This is a genomic window from Chitinimonas koreensis (assembly GCF_014353015.1).
Classification (GTDB): Bacteria; Pseudomonadota; Gammaproteobacteria; order Burkholderiales; family Chitinimonadaceae; genus Chitinimonas; species Chitinimonas koreensis.
Genome location: NZ_CP060704.1, coordinates 4,116,728 through 4,133,582, shown reverse-complemented (window position 1 = coordinate 4,133,582; position 16,855 = coordinate 4,116,728). Strand labels below are relative to the sequence as shown.

Below are 16,855 nucleotides of genomic sequence, written 5' to 3'. Positions count from 1 at the left end.
GAAAAGCGAAACGCCGGCGCCGGGATCAACCGGCGGCCGGCGCTGCATAGTATGCCTCGTCTGCGGCGTGCTTGCGGTCAGGACTTGCCCGACAGCAGCTCCTTGACGCTGGCCATCAGCTTGTCGGCGATGGCGTCGGCGCGCACGGTGAAACGGCCCTCGGCGATCGCCTGGCGGATTTCGGCGACCTTGGCCTCGTCGATGACGGGCTGGCTGGCCAGATTCGCCTCGAGCGACGCCAGCTTGGCGCTGAACGGCTTGATCTCGACGCTGTCGCCGCGGACTTCGGGCGCCGATGCGGTCTCGGCCTGGCCGGTCTTGCCGCCGCGCGTGTCGGTGCGCGACAGCGAGGTGTTCAGCGGCTTGCCTGAATTGTCGATCTTCATGATGAGCCTTTCGCCAGCCTGCGGCCGGTCGATTTTCCTGTCTTTTAATACCACGCTATACGCGGTATCGGCGAGTGCGGAGAAAACTTTAGCGGTGATTGCAAAAATTTTTCGCGCGCGCGTCGCGCTTGGCTGTCCTGCATGATTTCGGCTAGATTCCGGAGAACTTGAACCAGGAGCCAGGCCAGCATGCAAGTCGTCACGCCCCGTTTCGGTACCCTCGATGTCGACGAGCAATCGCTGATTGTGTTCCCCGACGGCCTGCCCGGTTTCGAGCGCTGCCAGCGCTTCAAGTTGCTGCACGAAGACGTGGCCGAACCCAAGGTGCTGTGGATGCAGTCGCTCGACGACGCCGAGGTGGTGTTCAGCGTCATCGACGCGCAGCTCCTGGGCCTCAACTACCAGCTGACCCTGTCCGATGCCGAGTGCGAGAAGATCGGTTTCTCCGGCGACGACGGCCTGGTCATGCTGCTGACCCTGACGCGCGGCGGCGACGGCATCCAGGCCAACACCCGTTCGCCCATCGTGCTCAACGCCAGAAGCCGCCTCGCGATCCAGAAGGGCGGCGTGCGCGCCGAGATCGTCTTCACCAACGAATAGCGCGCCTTCAACGGCGGATCGGTCCGGATTCCAAAGCCGGACGGCTGCTCGAACATCCGGTGTGTCAATCTTGCGGGGCGGCCGAGTTTCGCCATAATGGCGCGATTTCGCCGGACATCGGTGCAACTGCATAGAGGAAATCCGTTACGCCCGAGTGGCTTATCCAGCCATGGGGCGGCGGGTTTCGAGGATCGCGCCAGCGACACGCCCAAGCATGAAGACCACCTTTCTCGATTTTGAACAGCCGATCGCGGAGCTCGAGACCAAGATCGAAGAACTCCGCTATGTGCAGGACGATTCGGCTGTCGACATCTCCGTCGAAATCGATCATCTGCGCAAGAAAAGCCAGGAGTTGACCAAGACCATCTACGGCAAGCTCACGCCGTGGCAGATCTCGCAGGTCGCCCGCCATCCGCAACGTCCCTACACCCTCGACTACGTCCGCGAGATCTTCACCGATTTCGAGGAGCTGCATGGCGACCGCGCCTATGCCGATGATCCCGCCATCGTCGGCGGGCTGGCCCGGCTCAACGGCCAGGCCTGCATGGTGATCGGCCACCAGAAGGGTCGCGACACCAAGGACCGCCAGTACCGCAACTTCGGCATGCCGCGGCCCGAGGGCTATCGCAAGGCGCTGCGCCTGATGCGGCTGGCCGAGAAGTTCGGCCTGCCGGTGTTCACCTTCGTCGATACGCCGGGCGCCTATCCCGGCATCGGTGCCGAGGAGCGCGGCCAGTCCGAGGCGATCGGCCGCAATCTGTACGAAATGACCAAGCTGCGCGTGCCGGTGGTGGTGACGGTGATCGGCGAGGGCGGCTCCGGCGGCGCGCTGGCCATCGCGGTCGGCGACGTGGTGCAGATGCTGCAGTACGCGACCTACTCGGTGATCTCGCCCGAGGGTTGTGCCTCGATCCTGTGGAAGAGCTCGGAAAAGGCGCCCGAGGCGGCCGAGACGCTCGGCATCACCGCCGGCCGGCTCAAGACGCTGGGCCTGGTCGACAAGGTGGTGAACGAACCGGTCGGCGGCGCGCACCGCGATCCGCAGGCCATGATGGTGTCGCTGCGCAAGGCGCTGCAGGACGCGTTGAAGGGTCTGCAGGACAAGCCGGTCGCGGCCCTTCTCGAGCACCGCTTCGAGCGCCTGATGAGCTATGGCAAGTTCAAGGAAGTCGCCGCCGACTGAGGCGGACGCGCTCTACCGTCATTTCTCGGCCCGGGCCGGGGCCGATCTCGCCGCCGCCACGCAAGTGGCGGTCGGCTTTTCCGGCGGGCTCGATTCGAGTGTGCTGCTGCATCTGCTCGCCTGCCTGCGCGACGAACGTCCGTTCGTTCTGAGCGCTTTCCATCTGCACCATGGCCTGAGTCCGCATGCCGACGACTGGCTGGCGCATTGCGCCGCGGTCTGCGAGCGGCTCGGCGTGCCGTTTTCCTGGCGCCGCGCCGATCTCGACGCCGCGGCCGGCGACAGCCTGGAGGCGCGTGCGCGCGCGGCGCGCTATGCGGCCTACGCCGCGCTCGGCGTCGACCGGGTGGCGCTCGCGCATCATCGCGACGACCAGGCCGAGACGGTGCTCTACCGGCTGGCGCGCGGCGCCGGCGTGCATGGGGCGGCGGCGATGCCGGCGCTGCGGCCGCTGGGCTTGAGCCGGGTCTGGCGTCCGCTGCTCGACGTGCCACGCGCCGATCTGCTGGCTTACGCGCAGCAGCATGGGCTGGGCTGGGTCGAGGACGAGAGCAACCGGTCGATCGAATACGACCGCAACTACTTGCGCCGGCGCGTGCTGCCCGAGCTCGAGGCGCGCTTTCCTGCTGCGCCGGCGGCGCTGGCGCGTGCGGCGCGGCATTTCGGCGAGGCGGCGCAGCTGCTCGACGAGCTGGCCGAGCTCGATGCCGGCGGCTGGTCGCCGCGTCTCGCCTTGGCATGCTTCGAGCCGCTGACGCCGGCGCGACGACGCAATCTGCTGCGTGCGTTCCTGGCGCGGGCCGGCCTGCGTCCCGACGAGCGCCAGCTGGCGCTGCTGCTCGAGCAGATGCTGGAGGCGCGCGCCGACGCCAATCCCTGTTTCCGTTTGGGCGGCATCGCCGTGCATCGCTATCGCGGCGAGCTGTGGCTGGGCGAGGCGCGCCCGCTGCCGCCGGGGCCGCAGGGGTTGAGCGACGCGGAATCGGCGCCGTTGCCGGGTTGGGGGGCGTGCTGACTTGGTGTCCGGCTTCGTTCGGGCTGGCGGCCGAGGGGCGCAAGGCGCTGGAATTGCGGCCGCGCGCGGGCGGGGAGTCGATCCGGCTCCGGCGCGGCGGGCCGCGGCGGCCGGTCAAACACTTGTTGCAGGAGGCCGGCGTGCCGCCCTGGCTGCGCGATCGCTGGCCGCTGCTGTGGCAAGGCGATCGGCTGGTGGCGGTGGCGGGGCTGGCGGTGGCGGCCGAGTGCCAGGTCGAGGCCGGTTGGCGGCCCGAGTGGCGGCCCGATGACTGGCCCGATGCGCCGGCCTGGCTGTTGCCTGGGCCGGCGCGCTGAGCGCGTGGCGTAGGAATCAGGGCGTCGGGGCCTGCAGGATCGGTGTCACGCCCAGTTCACGCAGCCGCCGCATCATCAGGTTCGCCTCGTCGCGGTTCTTGAACGGACCGATCTGGACGCGGGTTTCGAGCCGCGCCGGGATGCCGGCCGACGACAGCTGTCCGATCAGCTTTTCCGCGTTCTCGGCGCTCTGGAATACGCCGGCCTGCACGGTGAAGCCGCGTGCGCCGGGCGGCAGGATGCCGGCCGCCAGCGCGGTGATGGTCTGCTCCGGGCTCGGTGCGCTCGGGCGCGGTGTCGCGCTGCGCGGCGGCGGGGCCAGGACTAGGCTGCCGGTGGCCGGTGCGGGTGTCGCGGCCGGTGCGGGCGCCGGACTGCGCGGCACCGGCGTGATGGCGGCGCTGGCGGACGGTGCGGTGGTTGGCCTGGGGCGGACCGCTGCGGCCGTCGGTGCGGGCGGCACGATCTCGACGGTGGCGCCGTCGGGATCGAAAGGCGCGGCTTTGGAGCCGGCTTGTGCGGTCCTGGGGGTGACGGTCGGACTTGGCGAGGCGCCGGCCGGCTGGGGCGTGCCCGTGGCCGGCATGGTTGCGGCGGCGTTCGGCGGGGCTTCGGTGCCGGCTGGGGCCGGCGTCGGATCGGCCGGGATGGCCGACGGCTCGGCCGGCGTTGCCGGTGTCGGTTCGGGCGAGGGAATCGGCGTGGCTGTGTCCGCGGTCGGAACCGCCGTTGGCGCCGGGCTCGGCGGCGGCGTGGCCGGCTCGGCCTGCAGCGGATTGATGGTCGGCCCCTCGACGGCGCTGCCTTGGCCGTCCTCGAAGCGGTTGATCAGCATGATGGCGATGGCGACCGCCACGATCAGGCAGGTGGCGATGGCGAGGCGTTGCAGCAGGCGCTGGCGGATTTCCTGCTGTTCCTGGTCTTCCTCGGGGCTTGGCGGTGGGGGCTGACGACTGGGGCTGGGGCGGATCGCGCTCATTAGGGTCGCTTCTCGGGCGGCGGGTCGGTACGGCGGCGTGGTATGGCTTTTGCGCGTCGCAGCAGCAAAGCTGTTAGAATATTCGGTCATTTTTGCGCCGACAAGCCGCGTGGACGCAGTGCGAGCGCGCTTGCAGCCGGTGAAACCGACTTATCCCAACCTTGTCCCTTACCGAAATCTGGAGTGTTACATGGCTGTTGAACGCACCCTTTCCATCATCAAGCCCGATGCCGTCGCCAAGAACGTGATCGGCCAGATCTACTCGCGCTTCGAAGGCGCCGGCCTCAAGATCGTCGCCGCCAAGATGAAGCACCTGTCGCGCGCCGAGGCCGAAGGCTTCTACGCCGTGCACCGCGAGCGCCCCTTCTTCAAGGACCTGGTCGACTTCATGGTGTCCGGCCCGGTGGTGGTGCAGGTGCTCGAAGGCGAGAACGCCATGCTGAAGAACCGCGAACTGATGGGCGCGACCGATCCGAAGAAGGCCGAGAAGGGTACCATCCGCGCCGATTTCGCCGATTCGATCGACGCCAACGCCGTGCACGGCTCGGACAGCCTCGAGAACGCCGCGATCGAGATCGCCTACTTCTTCCCGGCTTCCGAAGTCTACGGCCGCTAAGCCGCTCGCCGCGATGTCCGTCAACCTGCTCGATTTCGACGCCGAACGCTTCGCCGCCTTCCTTGCCGAGCGCGGCGAGAAGCCGTTCCGTGCCAAGCAGCTGATGCGCTGGATCCATCACTTCGGCGAGTCGGATTTCGGCGCGATGACGGACATCGCCAAGGCGACGCGCGAGAAGCTCGCGCGCGACGCCGTGATCGCGCCGCCGGCGCTGATGATGGAGCAGGCCAGCGGGGACGGTACCCGCAAGTGGCTGCTCGACGTCGGTACCGGCAACGGCGTCGAGACGGTGTTCATTCCCGAGGACGACCGCGGCACGCTGTGCGTGTCGAGCCAGGTCGGCTGCGCGCTCGAATGCACCTTCTGCTCGACCGGCCGCCAGGGCTTCAACCGCAACCTCAGCACCGCCGAGATCATCGGCCAGCTGTGGTGGGCCAACAAGGCGCTCGGGCGCGATCCCAAGGGCGACCGCATCGTCTCCAACGTGGTGATGATGGGCATGGGCGAGCCGCTCGCCAATTTCGACAACGTGGTGGCCGCCATGCGGCTGATGCTCGACGACCACGCCTACGGCCTGTCGCGCCGTCGCGTCACGCTGTCGACCTCCGGCCTGGTGCCGGCCATGGACCGGCTGCGCGAAGCCTGCCCGGTGGCATTGGCCGTGTCGCTGCATGCGCCCAACGACGCGCTGCGCGACGAGATCGTGCCGATCAACAAGAAGTACCCGCTGAAGGAATTGATGGCAGCCTGCCTGCGTTATCTGGAAAAGGCGCCGCGCGATTTCGTCACCTTCGAATACGTGATGCTCGACGGCGTCAACGACACCTTCGAGCACGCCAAGCAGCTCGTCGCGCTGGTGCGCGACGTGCCGTGCAAGTTCAATCTGATCCCGTTCAATCCCTTCCCCAATTCCGGCTACGATCGGTCACGGCCCGAGGCGATCCGCCGCTTCCGCGACCACCTGATCCAGGCCGGCTACGTGGTGACGGTGCGCAAGACGCGCGGCGACGACATCGACGCCGCCTGCGGCCAGCTGGCCGGCCAGGTCAAGGACAAGACCCGCCGCACGCTGCGCCTCGCCGCCGAGGGCAAGACCACGCAAGCAATTCAACTCGTCAGGGAGTAGGCATGAAATCGGGACTGATCGCCTTCGTAGTCTTCGTGTCGTTCGTCATGGCCGGTGTCGCGGTGCGCGCCGAGGATGCCGACCGGCGGCAGGAAGTCGTGAAGCTGCGCACCGAGCTTGCCGCCGCCTATTACGCGCGCGCCCAGTACGGCGTGGCGCTGGAAGAGATCCGCAACGCGCTGGCGCTGCGCAACGACTATGCGCTGGCCTACAACGTGCAGGGCCTGATCTACATGGATCTGCGCGAGTTCGATACGGCCGACCGCAGCTTCCGCCGCGCGCTTGAGCTCGATCCCAGTGATTCCGACACCAACCATAACTACGGCTGGTTCCTCTGCAACAAGCTGAATCGCGCCGCCGATTCGATTCGCTATTTCGTCGCGGCGATCCGCAATCCGCTCTACTCCACGCCGGAAAAATCGCTGCAGCAGGCCGGCCTGTGTGCGCTCAAGGCCGGCGACTTCGTCACCGCCGACGATTTCCTCAAGAAGGCCGACCGTGCGCTGCCCGACAATCCGCAGACGCTGTACGGCCTGGCCCGGCTGGCTTTCCGTCGCGGCGAGCTCGAATCGGCCCGCACGCTGCTGTCGCGCCAGGCGCGGCTGACTTCGCCGACCGCCGAGTCGGTCTGGCTCAACCTGCGCATCGAGCGCCGGCTCGGCAATGCCGAGAACGAGGCCGGCTTCGCCAAGGAGCTGCGCAACCGCTTCCCCGACAGCGACGAGGCGCGCGCCCTGGCCGCGGGTCAGTTCGACTGATGCCGCGGACCGCCCGATCGATCCCCCTTTTCCGCTCCAACCGAGTCGTGCCGGCATGACGCCTGATCTTTCCTCAGACCCAGCCATCGCTCCCACCGCAGCCGTCGCGGCCGCCTCGCCGACGCCTGGCGCCATCCTGGCGGCCCATCGCAAGGAGGCCGGCCTGTCGCTCGAGGAGGTCGCCGGCGAGCTCAAGCTGTCGCGCCGCCAGATCGAGGCGCTCGAAGCCGACGACTACGGCGCGCTGCCGGGCAATACCTTCGTGCGCGGCTTCGTGCGCAATTACGCGCGCTTCCTCAAGATCGATGCCCAGCCGCTGGTGCAGTACCTCGAACGCCACTTGCCGGTCGAGCCGCAGCAGGCCGCATTGCCGCGCATCCACGACGACGCGATGCCGATCCTGCGGCCCGGCGGCGCGCGCGGCGCGCCGCCCTTCCTGCTGTGGGTGCTGGCCGGCATGGTATTGGCCGGCCTGGTGGTCGGCGGTTTCTGGCTGCTGCAGCGCAACGGCTACCAGCCCGAGCTCACGCTGAGCACGCCGCCGGCGATCGAGCTGCCGGCGCCTATTCCGAGCCCGGCTCCGGCCCTGGCCGATGCGGCCCCGACCTCGGTGGCGCCGACCCCGGCCAGCGCGGACGGGCCGACCCTCGCGCCGTCGCCCGCCGCATTGCCGACACCCGCGGCATCGCCGGTGCCGACCACCGTGCCTGCGGCGCCTACCCCGGTGCCTTCCACCGTGCCGTCGCCGACGCCCGCGCCGGCCGCCGCCGGCGACATCCGCATCCTTGCCCGCCAGGACAGCTGGGTCTCGATCACCGACGCCAGCGGCAAGCGCCTGCTCGGCGAACTGGTGCTGGCCGGCCAGACCCGCACCGTCGGCGGCACGCCGCCCTATCGCCTCCGCATCGGCAATGGCCCGAACACCGAGCTCTACTACAAGGGCAAACTCACCGACCTCGCGCCCTACACCAAGGTCGACGTCGCCAATCTCGAGCTGAACTGAGCATGAGCCTGCTTCCCCGCCGCCCCACCCACCGCGTCATGATCGACCACGTGCCGGTCGGCTCCGACGCGCCCGTGGTGGTCCAGTCGATGACCAATACCGATACCGCCGACGCTGCCGGCACCGCCCAGCAGGTGTTCGAGCTGTGGCAGGCCGGTTCGGAAGTGGTGCGCATCACCGTCAATTCGCCCGAGGCGGCGGCCCAGGTCGGCGAGATCCGCCGCCGGCTCGACGCCATGGGCTGCAACGTGCCGCTGGTGGGCGATTTCCACTTCAACGGCCACAAGCTGCTGGCGGCCTATCCCGATTGCGCCCGCGCGCTGGCCAAGTACCGCATCAACCCGGGCAACGTCGGCAAGGGCAGCAAGCGCGACGAGCAGTTCGCCGCGATGATCGAGGCGGCGATCCAGTACGGCAAGCCGGTGCGCATCGGCGTCAACTGGGGCAGCCTCGACCAGGCCAAGATGGCGCGCATGATGGACGAGAACGCCAAGCGGGCCGAACCGCTGGCAGCCGACGCGCTGATGCGCGAGGCGCTGATCCAGTCGGCGCTCGAGAGCGCAGCGCAGGCCGAGGCGCTGGGCTTGCCGGCCGACCGCATCATCATCTCGTGCAAGGTCAGCGCGGTGCAGGACCTGATCAAGGTCTACCGCGACCTCGGTGGCCGTTGCCGTTATCCGCTGCACCTGGGCCTGACCGAGGCCGGCATGGGCTCCAAGGGCATCGTCGCCTCGACCGCCGCCCTGTCGGTGCTGCTGCAGGACGGCATCGGCGACACCATCCGCATCTCGCTGACGCCCGAGCCGGGCGAGCCGCGCACCAAGGAAGTGGTGGTCGCGCAGGAAATCCTGCAGACCATGGGCATCCGCTCGTTCACCCCGCTGGTGACCGCCTGCCCCGGCTGCGGCCGCACCACCTCGACCTTCTTCCAGGAGCTGGCGCAGAAGATTCAGCGCTACCTGCGCGAGCAGATGCCGGTCTGGCGCGCCGAATACCCGGGCGTCGAGACGCTCAACGTGGCGGTGATGGGCTGCGTGGTCAACGGTCCCGGCGAATCCAAGCTGGCCAACATCGGCATCAGCCTGCCCGGCACCGGCGAGGTGCCGGTCGCGCCGGTGTTCGTCGACGGCCAGAAGACGGTGACGCTCAAGGGCGAGGCCATCGCCGAGGAATTCCAGGCCATCGTCGAGCGCTACGTGCGCGAACACTACGCCGAGGGCGGCAAGCTGCGCCGCGCCGGCGCCGAACTCCCCAAGATCATTCCCGTGAAAGCGGTTTAGGTTCGATACAGATGGCCGACAAGTTCCAAAGCATCAAGGGCTTCTACGACATCCTGCCCGGCGATACCGCGCTGTGGCGCAAGCTCGAGGAGACCGCCAGCCGCGTGCTGGCACAGTACGGCTACCGCTACATCCACCTGCCGATGGTCGAGCCGACCGGGCTCTACGTGCGCGGCGTGGGCGAGCACACCGACATCGTCGAGAAGGAGATGTACTCCTGGACCGACGCGCTCAACGGCGACAAGCTGACGCTGCGGCCCGAGGGCACGGCCGGCTGCGTGCGCGCCGTGGTCGAGCACAGCCTCACCTACAACGGCCCGCAGCGGCTGTGGTACATGGGCCCGATGTTCCGCCACGAGAACGTGCAGAAGGGCCGCCAGCGCCAGTTCCACCAGGTCGGCGTCGAGGCCTTCGGCTACGACGGCCCGGACGTCGACGCCGAGCTGATGGTGATGCTGGCCCGGCTGTGGCAGGCGCTCGGCATCGCCGACGTCGAGCTGCAGATCAACACCATCGGCGACGCCGCCGAACGCGCTGCCTACCGCCAGACCCTGATCGCCTACTTCGAGCAGCATGCCGAGCTGCTGGACGAGGACGCGCGCCGCCGGCTGCACGCCAATCCGCTGCGCATCCTCGACAGCAAGAACCCGCGCATGCAGGACATGATCGAGGCCGCGCCCAAGCTGTTCGACGTGCTCGGCGCCGAATCGCGCGCCCACTACGACGGTCTGTGCCTGCGGCTGAGCGACGCCGGCGTGGCCTATACCCTCAACACCCGGCTGGTGCGCGGGCTCGACTACTACAATCGCAGCGTGTTCGAGTGGGTGACCACCCGGCTCGGCAGCCAGGGCACCATCGCCGCCGGCGGCCGCTACGACACGCTGGTCGAGACGCTCGGCGGCAAGCCGACGCCGGCCTGCGGCTTCGGCATGGGGATGGAACGCGTCTTCCTGCTGATGCAGGAATACGGCGTGACCGCCAGCGATGCGCCCGACGTCTACCTGGTCAACGCCGGCGAAGCGGCCCAACGGCAGGCGCCAGTGCTGGCCGAGCGGCTGCGCGACGCCGGCCTGGCGGTGACGGTGCACGCCGGTGGCGGCAGCTTCAAGTCGCAGATGAAGAAGGCCGACGGCTCGGGCGCGCGTTTCGCGGTGATCGTCGGCGACGACGAGGCCGCGGCCGGCACCGCCGCCGTCAAGTCGCTGCGCGGCGAGGGCGAACAGCGCACGGTGGCGCAGGCCGAGCTGGCCGCCGCGCTGCGCGCCTGACCTGATCGTGGGCGAGCGCACGATGGAACCGACGCCGCGGCTCAAGGTCTCGTTCAGGCTGTTCGCGCTCAACCTGCTGGGCTCGGTGATGGCGGCCTTCGGCATGCTGGGCGTCGGCGGCAACGGGGCGGCGATCCACCCGCTGCTGGCCTTGCCGGCGGTGTCCGCCGGTTTGCTGTGCGCTGGCCTCGCGCTGATGGCCTGGTTCATGTTCGACCTTTTCAAACGCATCCGCGCCCAGCGAGGGCAGGATCAACAAGACAACCGCTAACTGGAAACGCAACAGATGGCCGCTTTCGATTTGCAGGAACAGGAACAGATCGCCGAATTCAAGGCGTGGTGGGCGCAGTGGGGCAAGCTGCTGATCGCCGCGGTGGCCGCGGTGGTGATCGGCTATTTCGGCAGGTACGGCTGGAATGCCTACCAGAAGAGCCAGGCCGACGAAGCGGCCGCGGCCTATGCCAAGGTCGAGACGGCCTTCAAGGCCAAGGATGCGGCCAAGACCCGCGCCGCCGCTGACGAGATGGCCAAGGACCGCAGCGGCCATGCGCTGACCGCCCGCGCCATGCTGCTGGCGGCCAAGCTGGCGTTCGATGGCAACGACCTGGCCGGTGCGCGCTCGGCGCTCGAATGGGTGATCGCCAACGCCAAGGAAGACGAAGTCGCCGACATCGCCAGCCTACGCCTGTCCGCGGTGCTGCTCGACCAGAAGCAGTTCGACGCCGCGCTGAAGGCGATCGAGACGCCGAAGCAGGAAGCCTTCAAGGCCACCTTCGCCGACGCGCGCGGCGACGTGCTGGCGGAGAAGGGCGACAAGACCGGCGCCCGCAAGGCCTACCAGGACGCCGTGGCCAAGCTCGAGAAGGACGCGCCGGCGCGCCAGATGATCGAAGTCAAACTGTCGGCGCTGGGCGCCTGAGCCTGATGAAGAGCCTTCCGATGAAACGTCTCCTCGCCCTCGGCCTGACCGCCCTGCTGGCCGCCTGCGCCGGCACCGACAACAGCCCGCAGCCGACCCCGCTGACCGACCTGAAGAACAGCGTCGCCTTCGAGCCGCTGTGGCGCGCCTCGTATTCGGGCGGCAGCCTCTACCGCTTCGCGCCGGACCTGCTCGGCGACACCGTCTACATGGCCGGCACCGACGGCGTGGCCGGCATCGCGCTGACCGACGGCCGCCGCCTGAGCGAGATCCGCAGCGACGTGCCGCTGGCCGGCGGCGTCGGCGCCGGCAGCGGCCTGGTGGTCGCGGGCACGCTCAAGGGCGACGTCTATGCCTGGGATGCCGCCGGGAAGCTCAAGTGGCGCGTGCGCCTGTCCAGCGAAGTGGTGTCGCCGCCGGTGGTCGCCGAAGGCGTGGCGGTGGTCCGCACCGTCGACGGCACCATCTGGGGCATCGATGCCGCCGACGGCAAGACCCGCTGGCAGTTCGCCCGTAGCCAGCCGGCGCTGATCCTGCGCAACTACGCGCCGGTCACCATCGCCGACGGCGCGGTCTACGCCGGCCTCGCTGCCGGCCGCATCGCCTCCCTGTCGCTGGCCGACGGCCGCGTGTTGTGGGAAGCGCTGGTGGCGCCGCCCAAGGGCGCGACCGAACTCGAGCGCATCAGCGACGTGACCTCGGCGCCGGTGGTCGATCGCGGCCAGGTCTGCGCGGTGGCCTTCCAGGGCCGCGTGGCCTGCTTCGCCGTCAGCAACGGCACGCTGCTGTGGGCGCGCGAGGTCTCGAGCTACGTCGGCCTGGCGGTCGACGCCGAGCACGTCTACGTCACCGACGACGTCGGCAACGTGCAGGCCTTCGAACGTTCGGGCGGCCGCAGCCTGTGGAAGCAGACCGCCCTGTACGGCCGCCGCGTCAGCGGCCCGGCGCTGATCGGCGGCTACGTCGTGGTCGGCGACTACGAGGGCTATCTGCACCTGCTGTCGCCGGCCGACGGCGCGCTGCTCGCGCGCCAGACCACCGACAAGAGCGCGGTGCTGGTCGCCCCGCACCTGGTGGCCGGCAAGCTGCTGGTCCAGACCGAGAACGGCGGCCTGCACGCCTTCGCCATTCCCGATAAGAAGTAAGCATGAAACCCACCATCGCCCTGGTCGGCCGGCCCAATGTCGGCAAATCCACGCTGTTCAACCGGCTCACCAAGAGCCGCGACGCGCTGGTGGCCGATCAGCCCGGCCTCACCCGCGATCGCCACTACGGCCACGGCAAGGTCGGCGCCAAGCCCTACCTGGTGATCGACACCGGCGGTTTCGAGCCGGTCGCCGACGACGGCATCCTGCATGAAATGGCCAAGCAGACGCTGCAGGCGATCGACGAGGCCGACGCGGTGGTGTTCATCGTCGACGCCCGCGTCGGCCTCACCCCGCAGGACAAGCTGATCGCCAACCGGCTGCGCCAGCTCGACCGGCCGGTGCGGCTGGCGGTCAACAAGGCCGAGGGCCTGGCGCCGGCGGTGGTGACGGCCGAGTTCTACGAGCTCGCGCTCGGCACGCCGTGGACCATCTCGGCCAGCCACGGCGAGGGCGTGCGCGGCCTGATCGACGACGTGCTGGCCGGCTTCGACGTGGCGGCCGAGGAAAAGGCGCCCGAGCATCCGAAGTTCGCCATCATCGGCCGTCCCAACGTCGGCAAGTCGACGCTGGTGAACGCCATCCTGGGCGAGGAGCGGGTGATCGCCTTCGACCAGCCCGGCACCACGCGCGATTCGATCCATATCGACTTCGAGCGCAACGGCCAGCACTACACCATCATCGACACCGCGGGCGTGCGCAAGCGCGGCAAGGTCAACGAGGCGATCGAGAAGTTCTCGGTGGTCAAGACCATGCAGGCGATCGAGGACGCCAACGTGGTGGTGCTGGTGCTCGACGCGCGCCAGGACGTGGCCGAGCAGGATGCCCACATCGCCGGCTTCGCGCTCGAGGCCGGCCGCGCCATGGTGGTGGCGGTCAACAAGTGGGAGGGGCTCGACCTCTACCGGCGCGACCAGGTCAAGCGCGACATCGCGCGCAAGCTCGGTTTCCTCGATTTCGCGCGGTTCCACTACATCTCGGCGCTCGAAGGGCAGGGCGTGGGCGACCTGTTCGCCAGCATCAACGCCGCCTACCAGGCCGCCATGGTCAAGCTGCCGACGCCGCGGCTGACGCGCGCGCTGCAGCTCGCCACCGAAAAGCAGCAGCCGCCGCGCGCCGGCCTGGTGCGGCCCAAGCTCAAGTACGCGCACCAGGGCGGCATGAATCCGCCGGTGGTGATCGTGCACGGCACCGCGCTCGAACAGGTGCCCGACAGCTATTGGCGCTATCTGGAACATTCCTTCCTGAAGCTGTTCAAATTGCAGGGCACGCCGCTGCGCATCCAGTTCAAGAAGGGCGACAACCCCTTCGACGCCAAGCCGGGCGAATTCAAGCCCGACCGGGTCGGCGTGATGCGCGGCGAGAAACCGCAACGGAAAACGATCCGGAAGGTCGTAAAAAAGCCGGCGTGAAGCGTTCCGTAAGCTTTGTGCTTGGCCGAAAAACTGCTACAAGTGACTAGTACACGTTTTGCGCAGTACCCGCATTGGACGGAAATCCGTCGTTTTTTCAATCACATAGTGGAGAACTACAAATGAGCGCGAAAGGGCAAATGCTACAAGACCCGTTTCTGAACATCCTGCGCAAGGAACACGTGCCGGTGTCCATTTACCTGGTCAACGGCATCAAGCTGCAGGGCAGATCGAATCCTTCGACCAGTACGTGGTCCTGCTGCGCAATACCGTGACCCAGATGGTCTACAAGCACGCCATCTCGACCGTGGTGCCGGCGCGTCCGGTCAGTATCCCCTACGAAAAGCAGGACGGTGCACCGGCTGCCGATGCCTGACCGCGCGGCGCAAGCAAAACGGGGCGCTGCAAGCGCCCCGTTTGCTGTCCGACCACCGTTTCTCCTGAATTTCTTGAATCCGATCGGCGATCCGATCACCAACCCGACCAGGGAACCCGCGCGTGTTTGAACGCCATCAGGGCGGCGACAAAGCCGTTCTCGTCTGCCTCGACTTCGGCGAGCCGGACTATCTCGAAAACATCGAAGAATTCAAGTTGCTGGCCGAGGGCAACGGCTACACCGTGCTGGCCGTGATCCAGGGCAAGCGGCAGCGGCCCGACCCCAAGCTCTATGCCGGCTCCGGCAAGGTCGAGGAGATCGCCGCCGCGGTGCGTGCCGGCGAGGCGCAGACCGTGCTGTTCAACCATACGCTGAGCGGCGCGCAGGAGCGCAACCTCGAACGCGCGCTCGAATGCCGCGTCTCGGACCGGGTACGGCTGATCCTCGACATCTTCGGCCGCCGTGCGCGCTCGAGCGAGGGCAAGCTGCAGGTCGAGCTGGCCCAGTTGCAGTACATGTCGACCCGCCTCGTGCGCGGCTGGACCCACCTCGAGCGCCAGGGCGGCGGTACCGGCGCGCGCGGCGGCCCGGGCGAGACCCAGTTCGAGATGGACAAGCGCATGATCACCGAGCGGGTCAAGCGGCTGAAGGACAAGCTCAAGGAACTCCAGCGCCAGCGCGATACCCAACGGCGGGCGCGCGAGCGCGGCAAGCAGTTCTCGGTCTCGCTGGTGGGCTACACCAATGCCGGCAAGTCGACGCTGTTCAATGCGCTGACCCATGCCCGCGCCTACGCGGCCGACCAGTTGTTCGCCACGCTCGACACCACCAGCCGCAAGCTGTTCCTCGATCCGGAGCACTCGGTGGTGCTGTCCGACACGGTCGGCTTCATCCGCGACCTGCCGCACGGCCTGGTGGCGGCTTTCCGCGCCACGCTCGAGGAGACGGTGCGCGCCGACCTGCTGCTGCACGTGGTCGACAGCGCCAGCGACACGCGCGACGCGCAGATCGCGGCGGTCGACTCGGTGCTGGCCGAGATCGACGCGGCCGGCATCCCGCAGATCGTGGTGTTCAACAAGATCGACCTCAAGGCCGGCGAGCCGGCGGTCGAGCGGGACGAGTATGGTAGGATTCGCGCGGTCCGAATCAGCGCCAAGACCGGGCTGGGCCTGGATCTATTGCGCCAGGCCCTGGTCGAAACGGTCGATGCGCGCGCCCATGGCGGTACGCCCGCCGCAGCCTCGCATCACACCCCTTACGATCCTCTTCAGACGGAACAAGGCTGATATGTCGCAAGACCCCCAGTGGGGTGGTCGCCGCAATGGCGGCCCACCCGATCTCGACGAAATCATTCGCCAGTTCGGCAACAAGCTCAAACAGTTCTTCGGCGGCAAGCCGAACCGTCCGCCCGAACCGGGCGCCGGCGGGCCCTCCGACGGCCGTGCGCTGGCCGGCGGCGTCACGGTGGTGCTCGGCGTGGTGGCGGTGCTGTGGGTCGCCAGCGGCTTCTACGTGGTCGACGCGCGCGAGGAGGCGGTGGTGCTGCGCTTCGGCCGCTACGTGCAGACCACCGATCCCGGCCTGCACTGGCGCATGCCGTGGCCGATCGAGCAGCACGAGATCGTCAAGCTGTCCGAGATCCGCTCGGTCGAGGTCGGCTTCAGCGGCAGCACCAAGAACCGCGTCGCCGACGAATCGCTGATGCTGACGCAGGACCAGAACATCATCGACATGCAGCTCGAGGTCCAGTACGACGTCAAGGACGCCAAGGACTTCGTGTTCAACAACCTGTCGACCGACGGCGACGGCCGCGACATCGTCAAGCAGGCGGCCGAGACGGCGATCCGCGAAGTGGTCGGCCGCAACAAGGTCGACTTCGTGCTCAACGAGGGCCGCGGCCAGGTGGCTGCCGATTCGACCCGGCTGATCCAGACCCTGCTCGACAGCTACGGCACCGGCCTGCGGGTCAGCCGCGTCAACATCAACGACGTGCAGCCGCCCGAGCAGGTGCAGGAAGCGTTCGCCGACGCGGTCAAGGCCGGCCAGGACAAGGTCAAGCAGACCAACGAAGGCACCGCCTACGCCAACGACGTGATCCCCAAGGCGCGCGGCCTGGCTGCCCGCCTGCTGCAGGAGGCCGAGGGCTACAAGGCCAGCGTGATCGCCAAGTCGGAGGGCGATGCCTCGCGCTTCCGCCAGGTCGCCGCCGAGTACGCCAAGTCGCCGCAGGTGACGCGCGACCGCCTCTACATCGACGCCATGCAGCAGATCATGGAGCGCAGCAGCAAAGTGCTGGTCGATCAGAAGTCGGGTGGCAATCTGCTCTACCTGCCGCTGGACAAGCTGGTCCAGCTGAGCAACCAGGCTGCGCCGGTGGTCCAGGCCGAGCCTGCGCCGGTCGCGGATCCGGTCAACGCGGCCGCGCGCGCGCGCGGCGATTTCGCCCTGCGCGGCGAAAGGGACGGACGCTGA

Annotated in this window: 18 protein-coding genes and 1 pseudogene; 17 read left to right on the top strand and 2 right to left on the bottom strand. The window is 68.3% G+C overall.

Translation table 11 applies throughout. The features are described 5' to 3' along the window. Positions 1-77: 77 nt before the first annotated feature. A complete protein-coding gene (gene flgM / locus H9L41_RS17370; RefSeq protein WP_028445227.1) occupies positions 78-386 on the bottom strand; it encodes a flagellar biosynthesis anti-sigma factor FlgM in 309 nt (102 codons plus the stop codon). 189 nt (positions 387-575) lie between these two features. Here flgM and fliW point away from each other — a divergent pair, with 189 nt between their 5' ends. From fliW to tilS (H9L41_RS17350), 4 genes are all read left to right on the top strand, one after another. Further along, a complete protein-coding gene (gene fliW / locus H9L41_RS17365; RefSeq protein WP_051318800.1) occupies positions 576-986 on the top strand; it encodes a flagellar assembly protein FliW in 411 nt (136 codons plus the stop codon). Positions 987-1,200: 214 nt separating this feature from the next. Continuing rightward, complete coding sequence (locus H9L41_RS17360) at positions 1,201-2,169, top strand: acetyl-CoA carboxylase carboxyltransferase subunit alpha (RefSeq protein ID WP_028445226.1); 969 nt, start codon at positions 1,201-1,203, stop codon at positions 2,167-2,169. Next, positions 2,138-3,184 (top strand): tRNA lysidine(34) synthetase TilS, encoded by a 1,047-nt coding sequence (gene tilS / locus H9L41_RS17355; RefSeq protein ID WP_187523508.1) that lies wholly within the window; start codon positions 2,138-2,140, stop codon positions 3,182-3,184. The genes H9L41_RS17360 and tilS (H9L41_RS17355) overlap by 32 nt, the downstream gene beginning before the upstream one ends. Next, the gene (gene tilS / locus H9L41_RS17350; protein WP_265583824.1) at positions 3,094-3,501 is read left to right on the top strand and encodes a tRNA lysidine(34) synthetase TilS; all 408 of its coding nucleotides are present in this window, start codon (positions 3,094-3,096) and stop codon (positions 3,499-3,501) included. The genes tilS (H9L41_RS17355) and tilS (H9L41_RS17350) overlap by 91 nt, the downstream gene beginning before the upstream one ends. A 16-nt stretch (positions 3,502-3,517) precedes the next feature. On the opposite strand, the gene H9L41_RS17345 is transcribed toward tilS (H9L41_RS17350), so the two are convergent. Continuing rightward, positions 3,518-4,480: an SPOR domain-containing protein gene (locus H9L41_RS17345; protein ID WP_028445225.1), complete on the bottom strand. Its 963-nt coding sequence runs from the start codon at positions 4,478-4,480 to the stop codon at positions 3,518-3,520. A gap of 190 nt (positions 4,481-4,670) precedes the next feature. Here H9L41_RS17345 and ndk point away from each other — a divergent pair, with 190 nt between their 5' ends. From ndk to hflK, 13 genes and pseudogenes are all read left to right on the top strand, one after another. Next, positions 4,671-5,096, top strand: coding sequence for a nucleoside-diphosphate kinase (gene ndk / locus H9L41_RS17340; RefSeq protein ID WP_028445224.1), 426 nt, complete (start codon positions 4,671-4,673; stop codon positions 5,094-5,096). Between the two features lie 13 nt (positions 5,097-5,109). Further along, positions 5,110-6,222 (top strand): dual-specificity RNA methyltransferase RlmN, encoded by a 1,113-nt coding sequence (gene rlmN / locus H9L41_RS17335; RefSeq protein ID WP_028445223.1) that lies wholly within the window; start codon positions 5,110-5,112, stop codon positions 6,220-6,222. A gap of 2 nt (positions 6,223-6,224) precedes the next feature. After that, complete coding sequence (pilW, locus tag H9L41_RS17330) at positions 6,225-6,980, top strand: type IV pilus biogenesis/stability protein PilW (protein WP_028445222.1); 756 nt, start codon at positions 6,225-6,227, stop codon at positions 6,978-6,980. Positions 6,981-7,035: 55 nt separating this feature from the next. Then, positions 7,036-7,983: a RodZ domain-containing protein gene (locus H9L41_RS17325; protein WP_051318798.1), complete on the top strand. Its 948-nt coding sequence runs from the start codon at positions 7,036-7,038 to the stop codon at positions 7,981-7,983. Between the two features lie 2 nt (positions 7,984-7,985). Further along, entirely contained in the window at positions 7,986-9,263 is a 1,278-nt protein-coding gene (gene ispG / locus H9L41_RS17320) for a flavodoxin-dependent (E)-4-hydroxy-3-methylbut-2-enyl-diphosphate synthase (RefSeq protein WP_034606332.1), read from the top strand. 11 nt (positions 9,264-9,274) lie between these two features. Then, positions 9,275-10,531, top strand: coding sequence for a histidine--tRNA ligase (gene hisS, locus H9L41_RS17315; RefSeq protein ID WP_028445219.1), 1,257 nt, complete (start codon positions 9,275-9,277; stop codon positions 10,529-10,531). Between the two features lie 22 nt (positions 10,532-10,553). Further along, on the top strand, positions 10,554-10,802 hold the full coding sequence (locus H9L41_RS17310; RefSeq protein ID WP_028445218.1) for a hypothetical protein: 249 nt from the start codon (positions 10,554-10,556) through the stop codon (positions 10,800-10,802). Positions 10,803-10,817: 15 nt separating this feature from the next. Then, positions 10,818-11,450: a YfgM family protein gene (locus H9L41_RS17305; protein ID WP_028445217.1), complete on the top strand. Its 633-nt coding sequence runs from the start codon at positions 10,818-10,820 to the stop codon at positions 11,448-11,450. A gap of 20 nt (positions 11,451-11,470) precedes the next feature. Continuing rightward, positions 11,471-12,595 (top strand): outer membrane protein assembly factor BamB, encoded by a 1,125-nt coding sequence (gene bamB / locus H9L41_RS17300; RefSeq protein ID WP_028445216.1) that lies wholly within the window; start codon positions 11,471-11,473, stop codon positions 12,593-12,595. Between the two features lie 2 nt (positions 12,596-12,597). After that, positions 12,598-14,007, top strand: a complete 1,410-nt coding sequence (gene der / locus H9L41_RS17295) for a ribosome biogenesis GTPase Der (protein ID WP_028445215.1) — start codon at positions 12,598-12,600, stop codon at positions 14,005-14,007. A 122-nt stretch (positions 14,008-14,129) separates the two neighbouring features. Then, positions 14,130-14,383: pseudogene (hfq, locus tag H9L41_RS17290) on the top strand (RNA chaperone Hfq). Positions 14,384-14,505: 122 nt separating this feature from the next. Further along, positions 14,506-15,669: a GTPase HflX gene (hflX, locus tag H9L41_RS17285; protein ID WP_028445213.1), complete on the top strand. Its 1,164-nt coding sequence runs from the start codon at positions 14,506-14,508 to the stop codon at positions 15,667-15,669. A 1-nt stretch (position 15,670) separates the two neighbouring features. Continuing rightward, the gene (gene hflK / locus H9L41_RS17280) at positions 15,671-16,855 is read left to right on the top strand and encodes an FtsH protease activity modulator HflK (RefSeq protein WP_028445212.1); all 1,185 of its coding nucleotides are present in this window, start codon (positions 15,671-15,673) and stop codon (positions 16,853-16,855) included.

Bases quoted from the DNA above. Each gene is read 5' to 3' on its own strand.
- fliW (WP_051318800.1), top strand. From the start codon at position 576: ATGCAAGTCGTCACGCCCCGTTTCGGTACCCTCGATGTCGACGAGCAA.
- H9L41_RS17345 (WP_028445225.1), bottom strand. From the start codon at position 4,480: ATGAGCGCGATCCGCCCCAGCCCCAGTCGTCAGCCCCCACCGCCAAGC.
- H9L41_RS17310 (WP_028445218.1), top strand. From the start codon at position 10,554: ATGGAACCGACGCCGCGGCTCAAGGTCTCGTTCAGGCTGTTCGCGCTC.
- tilS (WP_187523508.1), top strand. From the start codon at position 2,138: ATGGCAAGTTCAAGGAAGTCGCCGCCGACTGAGGCGGACGCGCTCTAC.
- flgM (WP_028445227.1), bottom strand. From the start codon at position 386: ATGAAGATCGACAATTCAGGCAAGCCGCTGAACACCTCGCTGTCGCGC.
- rlmN (WP_028445223.1), top strand. From the start codon at position 5,110: ATGTCCGTCAACCTGCTCGATTTCGACGCCGAACGCTTCGCCGCCTTC.
- bamB (WP_028445216.1), top strand. From the start codon at position 11,471: ATGAAACGTCTCCTCGCCCTCGGCCTGACCGCCCTGCTGGCCGCCTGC.
- H9L41_RS17360 (WP_028445226.1), top strand. From the start codon at position 1,201: ATGAAGACCACCTTTCTCGATTTTGAACAGCCGATCGCGGAGCTCGAG.
- der (WP_028445215.1), top strand. From the start codon at position 12,598: ATGAAACCCACCATCGCCCTGGTCGGCCGGCCCAATGTCGGCAAATCC.
- ndk (WP_028445224.1), top strand. From the start codon at position 4,671: ATGGCTGTTGAACGCACCCTTTCCATCATCAAGCCCGATGCCGTCGCC.
- ispG (WP_034606332.1), top strand. From the start codon at position 7,986: ATGAGCCTGCTTCCCCGCCGCCCCACCCACCGCGTCATGATCGACCAC.
- H9L41_RS17305 (WP_028445217.1), top strand. From the start codon at position 10,818: ATGGCCGCTTTCGATTTGCAGGAACAGGAACAGATCGCCGAATTCAAG.
- hflK (WP_028445212.1), top strand. From the start codon at position 15,671: ATGTCGCAAGACCCCCAGTGGGGTGGTCGCCGCAATGGCGGCCCACCC.
- H9L41_RS17325 (WP_051318798.1), top strand. From the start codon at position 7,036: ATGACGCCTGATCTTTCCTCAGACCCAGCCATCGCTCCCACCGCAGCC.
- hisS (WP_028445219.1), top strand. From the start codon at position 9,275: ATGGCCGACAAGTTCCAAAGCATCAAGGGCTTCTACGACATCCTGCCC.
- pilW (WP_028445222.1), top strand. From the start codon at position 6,225: ATGAAATCGGGACTGATCGCCTTCGTAGTCTTCGTGTCGTTCGTCATG.